The following is a 14,850-nucleotide window of genomic DNA, read 5'->3' on the forward strand; positions in this document are numbered from 1 at the left end:
TTTTGTGGTATAAATGTAGACAAAGGTTTTTCTTTTCTTGTTATTGGCAAAAATATATGTAGATTACATTGCCGTTATCACTTTGTGTTAGCGGCTCTTTTTTCATCGTATAAAAATAAAGAAGATGCTTGATTTTTGTAATACAATTAAGTACAAATATGTTTTACAGGTATTTTGTATACTAGTTGATATGATGACAGATTATGAAACGAAAGTGAGTGATCCTTGTGGATCTGACGCAAATTCAAAATCCTAGTTTTTTGAAGGATATGTCTATAAGCGAACTAGAGGCATTAAGCGAAGATATTCGAAAGTTTTTAATTGAAGAGCTTTCTCAAACAGGTGGACATATTGCTCCGAACCTAGGTGTAGTAGAACTCACAATTGCTTTGCATAAAGTATTTAATAGTCCAAGAGATAAATTCTTATGGGATGTAGGACATCAATCCTATGTACATAAAATTTTAACAGGGCGTGCAAAGGATTTTGGGACATTAAGACAATATAAAGGATTATGTGGTTTTCCAAAGCGTTGTGAAAGTGAGCATGATGTGTGGGAAACTGGGCATAGTTCTACTTCATTATCTGCCGCAATGGGAATGGCACTTGCGCGTGATTTAAAGAAAACGAAAGAGTATATTGTTCCGATTATTGGTGATGGTGCGTTAACAGGTGGAATGGCACTAGAAGCACTAAACCATATTGGACATGAGCAAACAGATATGACGGTTATCTTAAATGATAATGAAATGTCGATTGCACCGAACGTTGGTGCATTGCATAACGTACTTGGACGTTTACGTACAGCAGGGAAATATCAATGGGTAAAAGATGAACTGGAATACTTATTGAAGAAAATTCCGGCAGTAGGCGGTAAAGTAGCTGCAACAGCAGAAAAAGTAAAAGATAGTTTGAAATATTTACTCGTTTCCGGTGTGTTTTTTGAAGAATTAGGATTTACATATTTAGGCCCTGTTGATGGTCATGATTATGAAAGTTTATTTGAAAATCTTCAATATGCAAAGAAAACGAAAGGTCCTGTTCTTGTTCATGTGATTACGAAAAAAGGAAAAGGCTATAAACCGGCTGAAAGTGATGTAATTGGAACTTGGCATGGTACAGGAGCATACAAAATTGAATCTGGTGATTTTGTGAAACCGAAGGAAGTTGCGCCGGCATGGAGTTCTGTTGTTAGCGAAGCAGTTCGTAAATTAGCGAAGGATGACCCGCGTATCGTTGCTGTGACGCCAGCAATGCCGGTCGGATCAAAGCTTGAAAAATTTGCAAAAGAATTTCCGAATCGTATGTTTGATGTAGGGATTGCTGAGCAACATGCGGTAACGATGGCGGCTGGTTTAGCGACGCAAGATATGAAGCCGTTTTTAGCGATTTATTCTACGTTTTTACAACGTGGTTATGATCAAGTCGTTCACGATGTGTGCCGCCAAAATTTAAATGTCTTTTTCGGGATTGATCGAGCAGGGTTAGTAGGAGCTGATGGAGAAACGCATCAAGGTATATTTGATATTGCATTTTTACGCCATCTTCCGAATATCGTTCTCATGATGCCAAAAGATGAAAACGAAGGTCAACATATGGTATATACAGCCATCAATTACGAAGATGGGCCGATTGCGCTTCGCTATCCGCGTGGAAATGGGCTTGGCGTACCTATGGATGAGGAGTTTAAAGAAGTTCCAATCGGTACATGGGAAACACTTCGTGAAGGTTCACAAGCAGCCATTTTAACATTTGGTACGACAATTCCAATGGCTTTAGAGGCAGCGGAATCTCTTGAGAAAAAGGGGATATCTGTAAAAGTTGTGAATGCTCGCTTTATCAAACCGATGGATGAATCGTATTTACATGAGTTATTAGGAAAGAATATGCCGATTTTAACGATTGAAGAAGCGTGTTTAATCGGAGGATTTGGTTCTGGTGTGTTAGAATTTGCTAGTGAGCATGGGTACCATAATGCACTAATTGAGCGTATGGGTATTCCAGATCATTTCATCGAGCATGGCAGTGTATCTAAGCTTCTTGAAGAAATTGGCTTAACAACAGATGCAGTTGTTGAGCGCATTTGTACAATGATTCCATTAAAACAAAAAAGGGCGTAACGAATGAGCGGGAAAAAAGAAAGAGTAGATGTACTATTAGTAGAACGAGGACTTGTGGAAACAAGAGAAAAAGCAAAGCGGGCTGTTATGGCCGGTCTTGTATATGCTAATGAAATGCGTTTAGATAAGCCGGGTGAAAAAATACCGCAAGATACAGAGCTTACAGTAAAAGGACAAGTGATGCCGTATGTAAGCCGTGGTGGATACAAATTAGAGAAGGCATTAGAAACATTTCAAATAGATTTGCAAGATAAGGTTATGTTAGATATTGGTTCCTCAACTGGTGGGTTTACCGATTGTGCTTTGCAAAATGGAGCGAAGTTATCATATGCGTTAGACGTAGGTTATAACCAGCTTGCATGGAAGCTGCGTCAGGACGAGCGCGTTGTGGTAATGGAACGGACGAATTTCCGTTATGTAACACCTGCTGATTTGCAGCAAGGATTACCGCAATTTGCGAGCATTGACGTATCATTCATATCTTTAAAATTAATTTTACCTGTATTGAAAACGATGTTAACTTCTGGTGGTGACGTTGCAGCGCTTATTAAGCCGCAATTTGAAGCTGGGCGAGAGCAAGTGGGGAAAAAGGGAATTGTTCGCGACCGTAAAGTGCATGAAGCGGTTATAGAAATGATTGTCGATTTTGCATTAGAAGAGGGTTATGATGTTCAAAATTTAACATTCTCTCCAATTACGGGCGGAGATGGAAATATTGAATTTTTAATTCATTTAAAATGGTATGGTGAGCGTACGCAAGGGGAAAATCATTCTCCTATTCGAGTAGAGGAAGTTGTGACAGAAGCTCACGAAGCCCTGAAGCAAAAAGGAAAAGAGGAATAACAATTGTTGTTCCTTTTTTTTAACATACAGCAAGCTAGAATTGTAAACACAATTGTAAAAACAACGGTGTACAAGTAACCAGTTATACGTTAACATAAAGAAGTGAAGTATAGCGACGTTAAAACTAAGGTAAGAGATAGTGCGAGGTGCAAAAATATGAATAAAGGGCAGCGCCATATTAAAATCCGAGAAATTATTGCGAATAAAGAAATTGAAACACAAGATGAACTAGTAGATATTTTGCGTAATGAAGGTTTTAATGTAACGCAAGCGACAGTATCACGAGACATTAAAGAATTACATTTAGTAAAGGTGCCACTTCATGACGGAAGGTATAAATATAGCTTACCAGCCGACCAACGATTTAATCCGCTTCAAAAATTAAAACGCAATCTTATCGATTCGTTTGTTAAATTAGACTCAGCTGGTCATATGCTCGTGTTAAAGACGTTGCCGGGTAACGCAAATGCTCTTGGTGCACTTATTGATCATTTAGAATGGGATGAAATTATTGGCACAATTTGCGGTGATGATACGTGTTTAATTATTTGCCGTACACCTGAAGATACAGGAGTTGTATCGAATCGCTTTTTAAATATGCTGTAACAAAAAGAATCTTGTTTGCTTTATTGCTCAGAAGAGTGAAAAGTAAGCAAGATATTTTTGTTATGAAGAAATATAAAGTGAAACTTCCATCAGTGGGGGAGGTTTTACTGCCCGTTAATGCGGGATAAAAGTCCAAAATAGCACGTAAAAATACACATTTCCATATCGAAATATCAATATTGTTACATTGACCGTGAAAACAAATGTTTGGTACAATGAAGCAGATTACATAATATATTCTTCATCAAGAAAAGAATGAATAGAAGAATGTATGTGAGAATAGTTTAAGCCTCCAGTATGGAGTGTGAATTAGATAACGAGGTGAATGAGGCATTGTTATCGGAATTATCGATTAGAAACTTTGCTATTATTGAATCATTAAATATTTCTTTTCAAAAAGGGCTGACTGTTTTAAGTGGTGAAACGGGTGCAGGGAAATCCATCATTATTGATGCGATTAGTCTTCTTGTTGGAGGACGCGGTTCTGCGGAATTTGTGCGCTATGGGACAGATAAAGCTGAAATTGAAGGGTTATTTTATATTGAGGATGAAAATCATCCTTGCGTTATGAAAGCAGAAGAACTTGATATTGAAATTGAAGATGGCATGATGATTTTAAAACGGGATATTTCTGTGAATGGGAAAAGTGTATGCCGCGTAAACGGAAAACTGGTTACATTAAGTGTATTAAAGGAAATTGGGAAAACGCTTGTTGATATTCATGGGCAACATGAAACACAAGATTTAATGAATGAAGATCGTCATTTATTTATGCTTGATCATTTTGATGGGGATCATATTTTAGTTCAGTTAGAAAAGTATCAAAATGTTTATAGAGAATACGAGCAATTAAAAAAACAATTGCTCTCTTTAACAGAGAACGAGCAACAAATGGCACATCGTTTAGACTTGATTCAATTTCAACATGAAGAGATTCGAAATGCAGACTTGAAAATAGATGAAGAGCAAAACTTATTAGAAGAACGATTGAAGATTTCGAACTTCGAAAAGATTTATAAGGCGTTGGGTGATTCGTATCGCTCTTTAACTGAAGACCGTTCTGGTTTAGATCATGTACGAAATGCAATGAATCAAATGGAGAGCATTACTGATTTGGATATAGCATATCAAGAAAACTATGATGCGATTGCAAATAGTTATTATTTATTAGAAGAGGTCGCTTATCAGCTCCGTGAAAAGTTAGATATGATGGAGTATGACCCTAATCGTTTAGATGAAATTGAAACGCGTTTAAATGAAATTCGTATGTTAAAGCGTAAATATGGAAATACTGTAGAAGAAATTTTAGCGTATGCGGATGAAATCGAACAAGAAATATTTACCATTGAAAATAAAGATGTACACATTGAAACAACGAGAAAAAAATTAAAAGAATTAGAACAGCTTATAGTAAAAGAAGCAAAATTATTAAGTGGCATGCGTCATGATCTTGCGAACCGATTAACAACAGCAATTCATCAAGAATTAAAAGAGCTGTACATGGAAAAAACAAAATTTGAAGTAATGATAAAGAAAAAAGAAGGGACAATTGACGATCCTCTTGTCGAAGGAGCTCCTGTAAAAATGACCCAAGATGGGTATGACTATGTGGAATTTTATATTTCTACAAATCCAGGAGAACCGTTAAAGCCGCTTTCTAAAGTAGCTTCAGGAGGAGAATTATCCCGTATTATATTAGCGTTAAAGAGTATTTTCTCTAAACATCAAGGTGTTGCTTCTGTTATTTTTGATGAGGTAGACACTGGAGTAAGCGGGCGTGTTGCGCAGGCAATTGCTGAAAAAATCTATCGTGTTTCCGTCAATTCACAAGTGCTATGTATTACACATTTACCACAAGTCGCGTCTATGGCAGATTCTCATTTGTTTATTCGTAAACAAATTGTCAATGAACGAACAGTTACATCTGTTACTGTACTAAGTCAGGACGAAAAAGTGACAGAAATTGCTCGCATGATCTCTGGTGTAGAAATAACTGATTTAACAACAGAGCATGCAAGAGAGTTACTCTCGCAAGCGCATCGTTTTAAACAAGCAGCAGAGGCTATCCAATAATGGATAGCTTTTTTGGTAACAACAATGATTTCTTAATTCTTCCGGTTATAAAGAAAGGGTAGCAAGGAGAGATTAAAAAGTGAAGCCGCTTGGCTGAATGTGGGTTAGGAGCGAGGAGAGTGAAAAGATTGAAATTAGAGCAATTTCGAAAAATCATAGGAATCTGTCTCCTTGTTTCGCTTGTCTTTATTGGGTGTTATAAACCGCTTCGCGAGTTTATTTCACTTCCAAAGCAACTTGTTATGTTTCAAAATCAAGATTCACAAGTATCTTCTTTACCTGTATTTCAAACAAAATCAACAGATGAAACGATTTTTACAATTGTTTCTCAACATGCTGGTGAAAAAACAATTGCAGTAAATCCGCATCAAAGCGGAGAAGCTGATATGGTTTATGAGCTTGCAGGATTGCCGGTGAAAAAAGTAAATGTAAAAGTATTAAAAGATTTTAAGGTGGTTCCAGGTGGGCAATCAATAGGAGTAAAGTTAAATGCAAAAGGGGTACTTGTTGTAGGCCATCATTTAATCCAAACAGAAAAAGGAAAAGTATCTCCGGGTGAGCTTGCAGGTGTGCAAGTAGGGGATATGATTACTGAAATAAATGGTAAGACGATTGAACGAATGAGTGATATTGCACCATTTATTCATGATAGCGGGAAAACAGGGGAATCGCTTAATCTTGTTTTATTGCGAGATGGAAAATATATTCGAACAAAATTAACTCCGCAAAAAGATGGGGGAGAACAGTCGTATCGAATTGGGTTGTATATTCGTGACTCAGCTGCAGGTATTGGAACAATGACTTTTATTCATCCAGAATCAATGAAATACGGTGCACTTGGTCATGTTATTTCTGACAATGATACGAAAAAACCAATTCAAGTTGAAGATGGACAAATTGTTCGTTCGACAGTAACATCCATTGAACGTGGTAGTAATGGTGATCCGGGTGAAAAACTAGCAAGATTTTCACCAGATCATGAAATTATTGGTAATATTACAACGAATAGTCCATTTGGTATTTTCGGTAAGTTAAATACAGGAATGAAAAATGGAATTATGGATGAAGCAATTCCAATTGCTCTTTCTTATCAAGTAAAAGAGGGACCTGCGAAAATTTTGACGGTTATTGATCAAGATAAAGTGGAAGCATTCGATATAGAAATCGTAAGTACAGTTCCGCAAAAATTCCCTGCAACAAAAGGGATGGTTGTTAAGATTACAGATAAACGTCTATTAGAAAAAACAGGTGGAATTGTACAAGGAATGAGTGGTAGTCCTATTATACAAGATGGGAAATTAGTTGGAGCTGTAACACACGTATTTGTTAATGACCCAACATCCGGATATGGAGTTCATATTGAGTGGATGCTACATGAAGCGGGTATTAATATTTATAACGATCAGAAAAAAGCAAGCTGAATTTATTCAGCTTGCTTTTTTTCGATCTATCCCGCTATTCGCGGGCAGTAAACCCCCACCTCAAGATGCAGAGAAAAGCGAAGAAGATAGGTGGGGAATAACTGTCCGTAAAAGCCCGATTGGTGAGAGCTTTCCATCAGTGGGGGATGAAGAAACCCCCGCTGATGGAAATTTCACTGTATAAAGTCGTTGAAAAGTTACAAAAGTTTCGCAATGGTTGTTTTTTGTTGTAAAATAAAAGTAGAGTATGTATATTCGGTTGTAATCATATGATGGAATATGTAAAGAAAAACTAAGAAATGAACGATAAAGATGTTTTTTTGTGATTTTTTCGGAATTTAAGAAAGTTTTAAAGGGGATTTTCACATAATTGTCGAACAATTCATGTAGTCTAGAAGCTAATACTTTATGTCGGGAGAAATCATTTGTAGGGAGGAAAAGCTGTGGAGAAAATTAAAGTGTGTCTCGTGGATGATAATAAAGAACTTATATCTATGTTAGAGAGTTATGTTGCCGCTCAAGATGATATGGAAGTGATTGGGGTAGCTTACAATGGTCAAGATTGCTTAAATTTATTAAAAGAGAGACAACCGGATGTACTGGTCCTTGATATTATTATGCCACATTTAGATGGACTCGCAGTGTTAGAAAAAATGCGTCATATTGACCGTTTCAAACAGCCAAATGTTATTATGCTAACAGCGTTTGGACAAGAGGATGTGACAAAAAAAGCTGTTGATTTAGGTGCATCATATTTTATATTAAAACCATTTGATATGGAAAACTTAACAAGTCACATTCGTCAAGTGAGTGGAAAATCAAGCGCTACAATTAAACGTCCACTATCAGCTTTTCGTTCTGTAACAACGTCTGATGGAAAACCGAAAAATTTAGATGCGAGCATTACAAGTATCATTCATGAAATTGGTGTACCAGCTCATATTAAAGGGTATATGTATTTGCGCGAGGCGATCTCAATGGTATATAACGACATTGAGTTGCTTGGATCAATTACAAAAGTACTATATCCAGATATCGCAAAGAAATATAATACAACGGCAAGCCGTGTCGAACGTGCAATCCGTCATGCAATTGAAGTTGCATGGAGCCGAGGGAATATTGAATCTATTTCTTCTTTATTTGGTTATACTGTCTCCATGTCAAAAGCGAAACCTACGAACAGTGAATTCATCGCGATGGTTGCAGATAAATTAAGGCTTGAGCATAAGGCGAGCTGAATTAACGATATCAATAGATGAAGTGGTTTTGTTTATAAAAGTAAATTCAGCAATAAATTTCTTTTTTAATCAATAAATCATTGATATACAAATCGATGAACATTCCTTTTATGGTAGTTTTAGATAACCATCATGAAAGGAATGTTCATTTTTTATACCGCATTAACGGGCAGTAAGCGCCTCACCTCAAGATTCAGAGAAAAGCAAAGAAGATAGGTGGGGGATAACTGCTGGCATGTGCCTGATTGGTTCAACTAACCATCAGCATCAGTGGGGGATGAAGAAAGCTTCCGGTGATGGAAGTTTCACTTTATTGTTTCAACGGGAAGGTATCGGAGGTTTTCTTTTGAGAAGCAAGAATGTTTAAATGTTACATGTTGTTTTGATTATAAAGGAGAGATAGGATGAAGCGGTGATTGTTTGTTGTGTTGGGAATTTATTAGGGAATTGACAAGAAACCCCCACTTCAAGATCCGAAGGAGATAAGTGGCGGGAATTTTCATAAGAAAAGTCCTGTGCATAACAGGACTGTCTATTCTGTATCTTTATTTTGTTTTTCTAATTCAACAAGTTTTTGAATTAAAATATGCTGAGGCATATGCATAAGCTGTTCAAGTGGAACACCGAGAGCTTTAGATAACTTAATAGCTGTGTCTGGTGAAAGTTGTAATGGTTTCATAAAAGTACCTCCTTTTTGTATAGTATAACATAAAGAGAAGTCGCCATTGGCGGGAGATTCGCTAATGGTAGTAGCTCGTAAGGTTTGTAACCTGCAATGATTTCTTACTAGCAGTTAGAGTAGATAAGATTTGAGGTGAGAAGATGACGCTTATCTTTGGACATCGCGGGGCTGCGGGAACATACCCAGAAAATACAATGGTTTCTTTTCAAGCGGCGGAGCAGTTCGGAGCGGATGGAATTGAATTGGATGTTCAGTTCACAAAAGATAGAAAAATTGTTGTTATTCATGATGAAACAGTAAATCGAACGACGAATGGAAAAGGAGCAGTTCGGAATTATTTATATGAAGATTTGCGTTCGTTAGATGCCAGTTATACATTTTATGATAAGGTCGGTGCGTGCCGTATTCCTTTATTAGAAGATGTGTTAGAATGGCTAGAAACAAACAACCTTTTTCTTAATATCGAATTAAAGAATAATAAGGTGCCGTATCGAGGGTTAGAAGAAGAGGTGATTACGCTCGTTCGAAAATATAATATGGAGGAGCGAATTATTCTATCTTCTTTTAATCATTATAGTATGAAAAAGTGTCATATGATGGCTCCTGATATTGAAACAGCGATTTTATATAAAGAAGGGCTGCATAGTCCGTGGGCTTATGCGAAAAAGATGGGAGCCAGTGCTATTCATCCGAACTATCGTTATATTTCGGATGGGATTATAGAATTAACGATGATAAATGGTGTAGCGGTGCGTCCATACACGATTAATGATGAAGAAGTGATGAGAAAGTTTTTGGAGATGAATGTGACCGCTATTATTACAGACTATCCAGAGCGTGCAAAGGGACTATTGCAAGGTAAAAAATGAGACCTTTCTTCAGAGAAGGTCTCATTTTTCGTATGAACGTTTGATATTGTGGAATATTTCAAGGTGAAGAATTCTATTCGGTTATTCGCAAGCAGTAAGCCCCCCACCTCAAGATGGAGAGAGAAGCGAAGAAGATAGGTGTGGGATGACTGCCCGTAAAAGCCCAATTGGTTCAACTAACTATCAGTGGGGGATGAAGAAAACCCCACTGATAGAAGTTTCACTTTATCTTCGAAAGCGAGCTTGTACTTTATTTCGTTTTCGGTCACGATATAAAACGAATCCGCCAAAAATATAAAAACCAATCGCAAAGCAGAGTGCTCCAATTAAAAATTGTAACCATAATACAGGGATTGGAGAGAAAAGAATACCGAAGACAGTATCTCTCATCAGTTTAATACCTAGCACAGCTAGTAAAATAGGGATAACTGCTAAAAAAAGAGCGAGGTAACGCTGCATGTGGAAAACTCCTTTTCAGACAATTTAGTATATACAAAATGATGTTATAATTTGTATTCGTTTGTCAAGAGGTTTCGGAACAAGTAAGATAGAGGTGTGAAAAATTTTGCAGAGGTGCTGCGGAAGGATTGGTGGCATATGAGACAAAGAGCATTAATTATTGGAGCGGGTGCTGGGGGTAGTGCGATTCTAGGTCTGCTGCAAAAATCGAATATATTTGAAGTGGTTGCGATTGTGGATATTGATGAAACGGCAAAAGGTATACAACTTGCAAAGGGGCTTTATATTTCTACAGGAAGTGATTGGGAAGCGTTTATACGAGAGGATATTGATGTCATCTTTGATATGACAGGTGACTACAGTGTGTATGAAAAGGTTTTAGTGAAGAAAAAAGAAGATGTACTGCTTGTCCCGGGTGACGTTGCGAATATTGTTGTTAAGCTTGCGCATGAAAAAGAAATGTTAATTGGGCAGTTAAAAGAACAAACGCAGCAGCGTGACCTGATTTTAAATTCAACGCACGATGGTATGATTGTTGTTAATAAAGATGGGAATGTACTATTATTCAATAAAAGTGCGGAACGAATGATAGGCTATAAAAGCGAAGATGTTGTTAATAAGTACATTTTAGAAGTAATTCCAACAAGTAAGTTACTTCGTATTGTTCGTACGAAACAAATTGAGATTAATCAAGAATTAACATTACATAATGGAAAGAAAATTATTTCAACGCGCATTCCAATTTTAAATGAAATTGGAGAAGTGCAAGGGGCGTTTGCGGTTTTTAAAGATATTACCGAAATTGTAAATTTGGCTGAAGAAGTGACGAATTTAAAAGAAATTCAAACGCTGCTAGAAGCAATTATTCATTCTTCTGAAGAAGCGATTTCCGTTGTTGATGAACAAGGACGAGGGCTTGTTATTAATCCAGCCTATACAAAATTAACAGGTCTTTCTGAAGAAGATATTATTGGTAAACCAGCGACAACGGATATTGTAGAAGGAGAAAGTATGCATATGAAAGTGCTCCGGACACGCAGAGCAGTGCGTGGTATTCATATGAAGATTGGTCAAAAAAAGAGAGATGTTATTGTAAACGTAGCCCCGGTTATTGTTGATGGGATTTTAAAGGGAAGCGTTGGCGTGATTCGTGATGTATCCGAAATTCAAAAGTTAACAAATGAATTAAATAGGGCAAGACAAATTATTCGTACGTTGGAGGCAAAATATTCATTCGATGATATTGTTGGAACGTCAGAAGAGATTATAGCGGCAATTGAACAAGCGAAACTAGGAGCGAATACACCAGCGACGGTACTACTGCGCGGAGAGTCAGGAACTGGAAAAGAATTATTTGCGCATGCCATTCATAATGGCAGCAATCGGAAGTACAATAAGTTTGTTCGGGTGAATTGTGCAGCAATTTCCGAATCGCTATTAGAAAGTGAGCTATTTGGTTACGAAGAAGGAGCATTTTCCGGCGCGCGACGCGGAGGGAAGCGTGGTTTTTTTGAGGAAGCAAATAACGGAAGTATTTTCTTAGATGAAATAGGAGAATTATCTGCGAATACACAGGCGAAATTACTCCGTGTTTTACAAGAGAAAGAAATTGTGAGGGTCGGAGGTACGAAGCCGATTCCTATTAATGTTCGAGTTATTGCCGCAACGCATGTGAACTTAGAAAAGGCAATTTTAGATGGTGATTTTCGGGAAGATTTATATTATCGCTTAAATAAAATTCCAATTCATATTCCATCGCTCGGTCAACGTAAAGAAGATATTGCTGAAATTGCTGATCGGTTAATTCAAAAAATTAATCAAGACTATGGACGCAATGTCGAAGGATTAACGGAATCAGCGGTGCAGTATTTGCAGTCGTATGATTGGCCTGGAAATGTTCGAGAGCTTGAAAATATTTTAGGGCGAGCAATTATTTTTATGAATTATAATGAAATGTATATTGATGTACATCATTTACCTCCGTTACATCAAGATGACCAATCTGAATTGAAAGGGAGTAATTTACTTCCTGACTTAGAAGAAAAGCCTCTTGATGATTTAGTAGCTGAATTTGAAGGGAATATTATTCATGAGTACTTATCTAGATTTGATGGGAATAAAACGAAAACGGCCCAAGTATTAGGGGTTTCGGTTCGGAATTTATATTATAAACTAGAAAAATACGAACGTGCAAAAAATGGCATGCAATAAATTTCATACCGTGCAAGAAATTGCACGGTAAATAGAATGCGACAAAATTAGACGGAATTTTTTGTTTAGTTACAAAATGTTGATTTTTCTACGTTTTGAATGCGTTTTCAAAAATATTTAAAGGGGATTTAAAAGTTGGCACGATATTTGCTTTAATATAAGCGAGGGACGACGAGGAAGGGTTGATTACAAAATATGAAGTTACAAACTTTAATTGATCAGGCAGCAGAGCAGCCGAAAAAAACAGTTGCTGTTGCAGTAGCTGAAGATCATGAAGTAATTGAAGCGGTTGCAAAGGCTGTTCAATTACAGTTAGCTCAATTTCGTCTATATGGAAATCAAGAAACGATTATGAATATGTTACAAGGACATGGATTACAGCCTTCAGAACATATTGAAGTAATCTCTGCTACATCTAATGCAGAAGCTGCTGAATTAGCAGTAAAAGCTGTAAGAGGCGGAGAAGCAGATGTACTTATGAAGGGGAATATTCCAACCGCTAGCATTTTGAAAGCAGTATTAAATAAAGAATGGGGTCTTCGTAAAGGCGGTGTGTTATCACACGTTGCAGCTTTTGAAGTACCCAATTATGATCGCTTTATCATTGTAACAGATGCAGCGATGAATATTGCTCCAGATGTACAGCAAAAAGCGGCTATTGCACAAAATGCGGTTGAAGTTGCCCGGGCAATAGGAGTGGAAGTACCGAAAGTAGCTCCGATTGCTGCTGTGGAAGTTGTAAATCCAGTAATGCAAGCAACGATTGATGCAGCAATGTTAACGCAAATGAATCGTCGAGGACAAATTAAAGATTGTATCATTGATGGACCACTTGCTTTAGATATTGCCGTTTCACAAATTGCAGCAGAGCATAAAGGAATTCAAAGTGATGTAGCTGGCAAAGCAGATATTTTACTCGTCCCAACAATTGAAGCTGGAAATGTATTATATAAATCGCTTGTATACTTTGCAAATGCAAAAGTAGGAGCGATTATCGCCGGAGCAAAAGCACCGATTGTGTTAACATCTCGCGCAGATTCAGCAGAAACAAAAGTGTATTCATTAGCATTGGCAGTTACGACTGCTTCTAAATAAACTTTCTTGCAGTACATGTTTTATTTTCATTAATGATTAAGGAAATGAGTCCAGTATAATGGGCTAAAATCGAAAATGTTAAACATATCAAGGGGGAAATTACAATGACATTAGAAATTTTCAAATACTTAGAAACTTACGATTACGAGCAAGTAGTATTCTGTCAAGATAAAGAATCAGGATTAAAAGCAATTATTGCAATTCATGATACAACTCTTGGACCAGCTCTTGGCGGAACAAGAATGTGGACATACGATTCTGAAGAAGCTGCAATTGAAGATGCTCTTCGTCTTGCAAAAGGAATGACATATAAAAACGCAGCTGCTGGTTTAAACTTAGGCGGTGCAAAAACAGTTATTATCGGCGATCCACGTAAAGATAAGAGCGAAGCAATGTTCCGTGCATTAGGCCGTTACATTCAAGGTTTAAATGGCCGTTACATTACAGCAGAAGATGTTGGTACAACTGTAGATGATATGGATATTATTCATGAAGAGACAGATTTCGTAACAGGTATTTCACCTTCATTCGGTTCTTCTGGTAACCCATCTCCAGTAACTGCTTACGGTGTATATGTTGGTATGAAAGCAGCTGCAAAAGAAGCGTTCGGTACAGATAGCTTAGAAGGTAAGGTAATTGCTGTTCAAGGTGTAGGAAATGTAGCTTATCACCTATGTAAACACCTACATGCAGAAGGTGCAAAATTAATCGTTACAGATATTAATAAAGAAGCTGTACAACGTGCTGTAGATGAATTTGGTGCAACTGCTGTTGAACCTAACGAAATTTACGGTGTAGAATGTGATATCTATGCACCATGTGCATTAGGAGCAACAGTAAATGATGAAACAATTCCACAATTAAAAGCGAAAGTAATTGCTGGTTCTGCAAATAACCAATTAAAAGAAGATCGTCATGGCGATATCGTTCATGAAATGGGTATCGTATATGCACCAGACTATGTTATTAACGCAGGTGGCGTAATTAACGTAGCGGATGAGTTATACGGATACAATAGAGAGCGTGCATTAAAACGTGTAGAAGCAATTTATGACACGATTGCAAAAGTAATCGAAATTTCAAAACGTGATGGCGTGCCAACATATGTAGCGGCAGATCGTCTTGCTGAAGAGCGCATCGCAAGCTTAAAAAATACACGCAGCACATTTTTAAGTAACGGCCACAACATTTTAAGCCGTCGTTAATTAATAGAAAAAGTAAATATGAAAGCAG

Annotated in this window: 12 protein-coding genes; 10 read left to right on the forward strand and 2 right to left on the reverse strand. The window is 37.2% G+C overall.

Annotated elements, in window-relative coordinates; genetic code table 11:
• Positions 1–227: 227 nt before the first annotated feature.
• The 6 genes from dxs to spo0A all read left to right on the forward strand — a co-directional run bounded on the left by dxs (position 228) and on the right by spo0A (position 8,301).
• Positions 228–2,120, forward strand: coding sequence for a 1-deoxy-D-xylulose-5-phosphate synthase (dxs, locus tag ACTDJC_RS02900; RefSeq protein WP_253630384.1), 1,893 nt, complete (start codon positions 228–230; stop codon positions 2,118–2,120).
• A 3-nt stretch (positions 2,121–2,123) separates the two neighbouring features.
• The gene (locus tag ACTDJC_RS02905; RefSeq protein ID WP_098307619.1) at positions 2,124–2,963 is read left to right on the forward strand and encodes a TlyA family RNA methyltransferase; all 840 of its coding nucleotides are present in this window, start codon (positions 2,124–2,126) and stop codon (positions 2,961–2,963) included.
• Between the two features lie 156 nt (positions 2,964–3,119).
• Positions 3,120–3,569 carry an arginine repressor ArgR gene (gene argR, locus ACTDJC_RS02910; RefSeq protein WP_098307617.1) on the forward strand — a complete coding sequence of 150 codons (450 nt, stop codon included), beginning with the start codon at positions 3,120–3,122 and terminating at the stop codon, positions 3,567–3,569.
• Positions 3,570–3,902: 333 nt separating this feature from the next.
• Positions 3,903–5,642 (forward strand): DNA repair protein RecN, encoded by a 1,740-nt coding sequence (gene recN / locus ACTDJC_RS02915; protein ID WP_440602605.1) that lies wholly within the window; start codon positions 3,903–3,905, stop codon positions 5,640–5,642.
• Between the two features lie 119 nt (positions 5,643–5,761).
• Positions 5,762–7,063 (forward strand): SpoIVB peptidase, encoded by a 1,302-nt coding sequence (gene spoIVB, locus ACTDJC_RS02920; RefSeq protein ID WP_098307613.1) that lies wholly within the window; start codon positions 5,762–5,764, stop codon positions 7,061–7,063.
• 443 nt (positions 7,064–7,506) lie between these two features.
• On the forward strand, positions 7,507–8,301 hold the full coding sequence (gene spo0A / locus ACTDJC_RS02925; protein ID WP_440602606.1) for a sporulation transcription factor Spo0A: 795 nt from the start codon (positions 7,507–7,509) through the stop codon (positions 8,299–8,301).
• A gap of 532 nt (positions 8,302–8,833) precedes the next feature.
• On the opposite strand, the gene ACTDJC_RS02930 is transcribed toward spo0A, so the two are convergent.
• Positions 8,834–8,980 carry a YycC family protein gene (locus ACTDJC_RS02930; RefSeq protein WP_253630379.1) on the reverse strand — a complete coding sequence of 49 codons (147 nt, stop codon included), beginning with the start codon at positions 8,978–8,980 and terminating at the stop codon, positions 8,834–8,836.
• A 143-nt stretch (positions 8,981–9,123) separates the two neighbouring features.
• On the opposite strand from ACTDJC_RS02930, the gene ACTDJC_RS02935 reads away from it, so the two are divergent.
• On the forward strand, positions 9,124–9,852 hold the full coding sequence (locus ACTDJC_RS02935) for a glycerophosphodiester phosphodiesterase (protein WP_440602607.1): 729 nt from the start codon (positions 9,124–9,126) through the stop codon (positions 9,850–9,852).
• 225 nt (positions 9,853–10,077) lie between these two features.
• On the opposite strand, the gene ACTDJC_RS02940 is transcribed toward ACTDJC_RS02935, so the two are convergent.
• Complete coding sequence (locus ACTDJC_RS02940; protein ID WP_098310595.1) at positions 10,078–10,311, reverse strand: DUF2627 domain-containing protein; 234 nt, start codon at positions 10,309–10,311, stop codon at positions 10,078–10,080.
• 138 nt (positions 10,312–10,449) lie between these two features.
• Between ACTDJC_RS02940 and ACTDJC_RS02945 the strand changes: the two genes are divergently transcribed.
• From ACTDJC_RS02945 to ACTDJC_RS02955, 3 genes are all read left to right on the forward strand, one after another.
• A complete protein-coding gene (locus ACTDJC_RS02945) occupies positions 10,450–12,522 on the forward strand; it encodes a sigma 54-interacting transcriptional regulator (RefSeq protein ID WP_440602608.1) in 2,073 nt (690 codons plus the stop codon).
• Positions 12,523–12,717: 195 nt separating this feature from the next.
• Complete coding sequence (gene yqiS / locus ACTDJC_RS02950) at positions 12,718–13,617, forward strand: phosphate butyryltransferase (RefSeq protein WP_098310596.1); 900 nt, start codon at positions 12,718–12,720, stop codon at positions 13,615–13,617.
• A gap of 104 nt (positions 13,618–13,721) precedes the next feature.
• Positions 13,722–14,822 (forward strand): leucine dehydrogenase, encoded by a 1,101-nt coding sequence (locus tag ACTDJC_RS02955; RefSeq protein ID WP_098310597.1) that lies wholly within the window; start codon positions 13,722–13,724, stop codon positions 14,820–14,822.
• Positions 14,823–14,850 lie beyond the last annotated feature (28 nt).

This window comes from Bacillus sp. GB_SG_008 (genome assembly GCF_052038115.1).
Taxonomy (GTDB): domain Bacteria; phylum Bacillota; class Bacilli; order Bacillales; family Bacillaceae_G; genus Bacillus_A; species Bacillus_A rhizoplanae.

Bases quoted from the DNA above. Each gene is read 5' to 3' on its own strand.
- ACTDJC_RS02955 (WP_098310597.1), top strand. From the start codon at position 13,722: ATGACATTAGAAATTTTCAAATACTTAGAAACTTACGATTACGAGCAA.
- argR (WP_098307617.1), top strand. From the start codon at position 3,120: ATGAATAAAGGGCAGCGCCATATTAAAATCCGAGAAATTATTGCGAAT.
- ACTDJC_RS02935 (WP_440602607.1), top strand. From the start codon at position 9,124: ATGACGCTTATCTTTGGACATCGCGGGGCTGCGGGAACATACCCAGAA.
- ACTDJC_RS02940 (WP_098310595.1), bottom strand. From the start codon at position 10,311: ATGCAGCGTTACCTCGCTCTTTTTTTAGCAGTTATCCCTATTTTACTA.
- ACTDJC_RS02905 (WP_098307619.1), top strand. From the start codon at position 2,124: ATGAGCGGGAAAAAAGAAAGAGTAGATGTACTATTAGTAGAACGAGGA.
- ACTDJC_RS02945 (WP_440602608.1), top strand. From the start codon at position 10,450: ATGAGACAAAGAGCATTAATTATTGGAGCGGGTGCTGGGGGTAGTGCG.
- ACTDJC_RS02930 (WP_253630379.1), bottom strand. From the start codon at position 8,980: ATGAAACCATTACAACTTTCACCAGACACAGCTATTAAGTTATCTAAA.
- yqiS (WP_098310596.1), top strand. From the start codon at position 12,718: ATGAAGTTACAAACTTTAATTGATCAGGCAGCAGAGCAGCCGAAAAAA.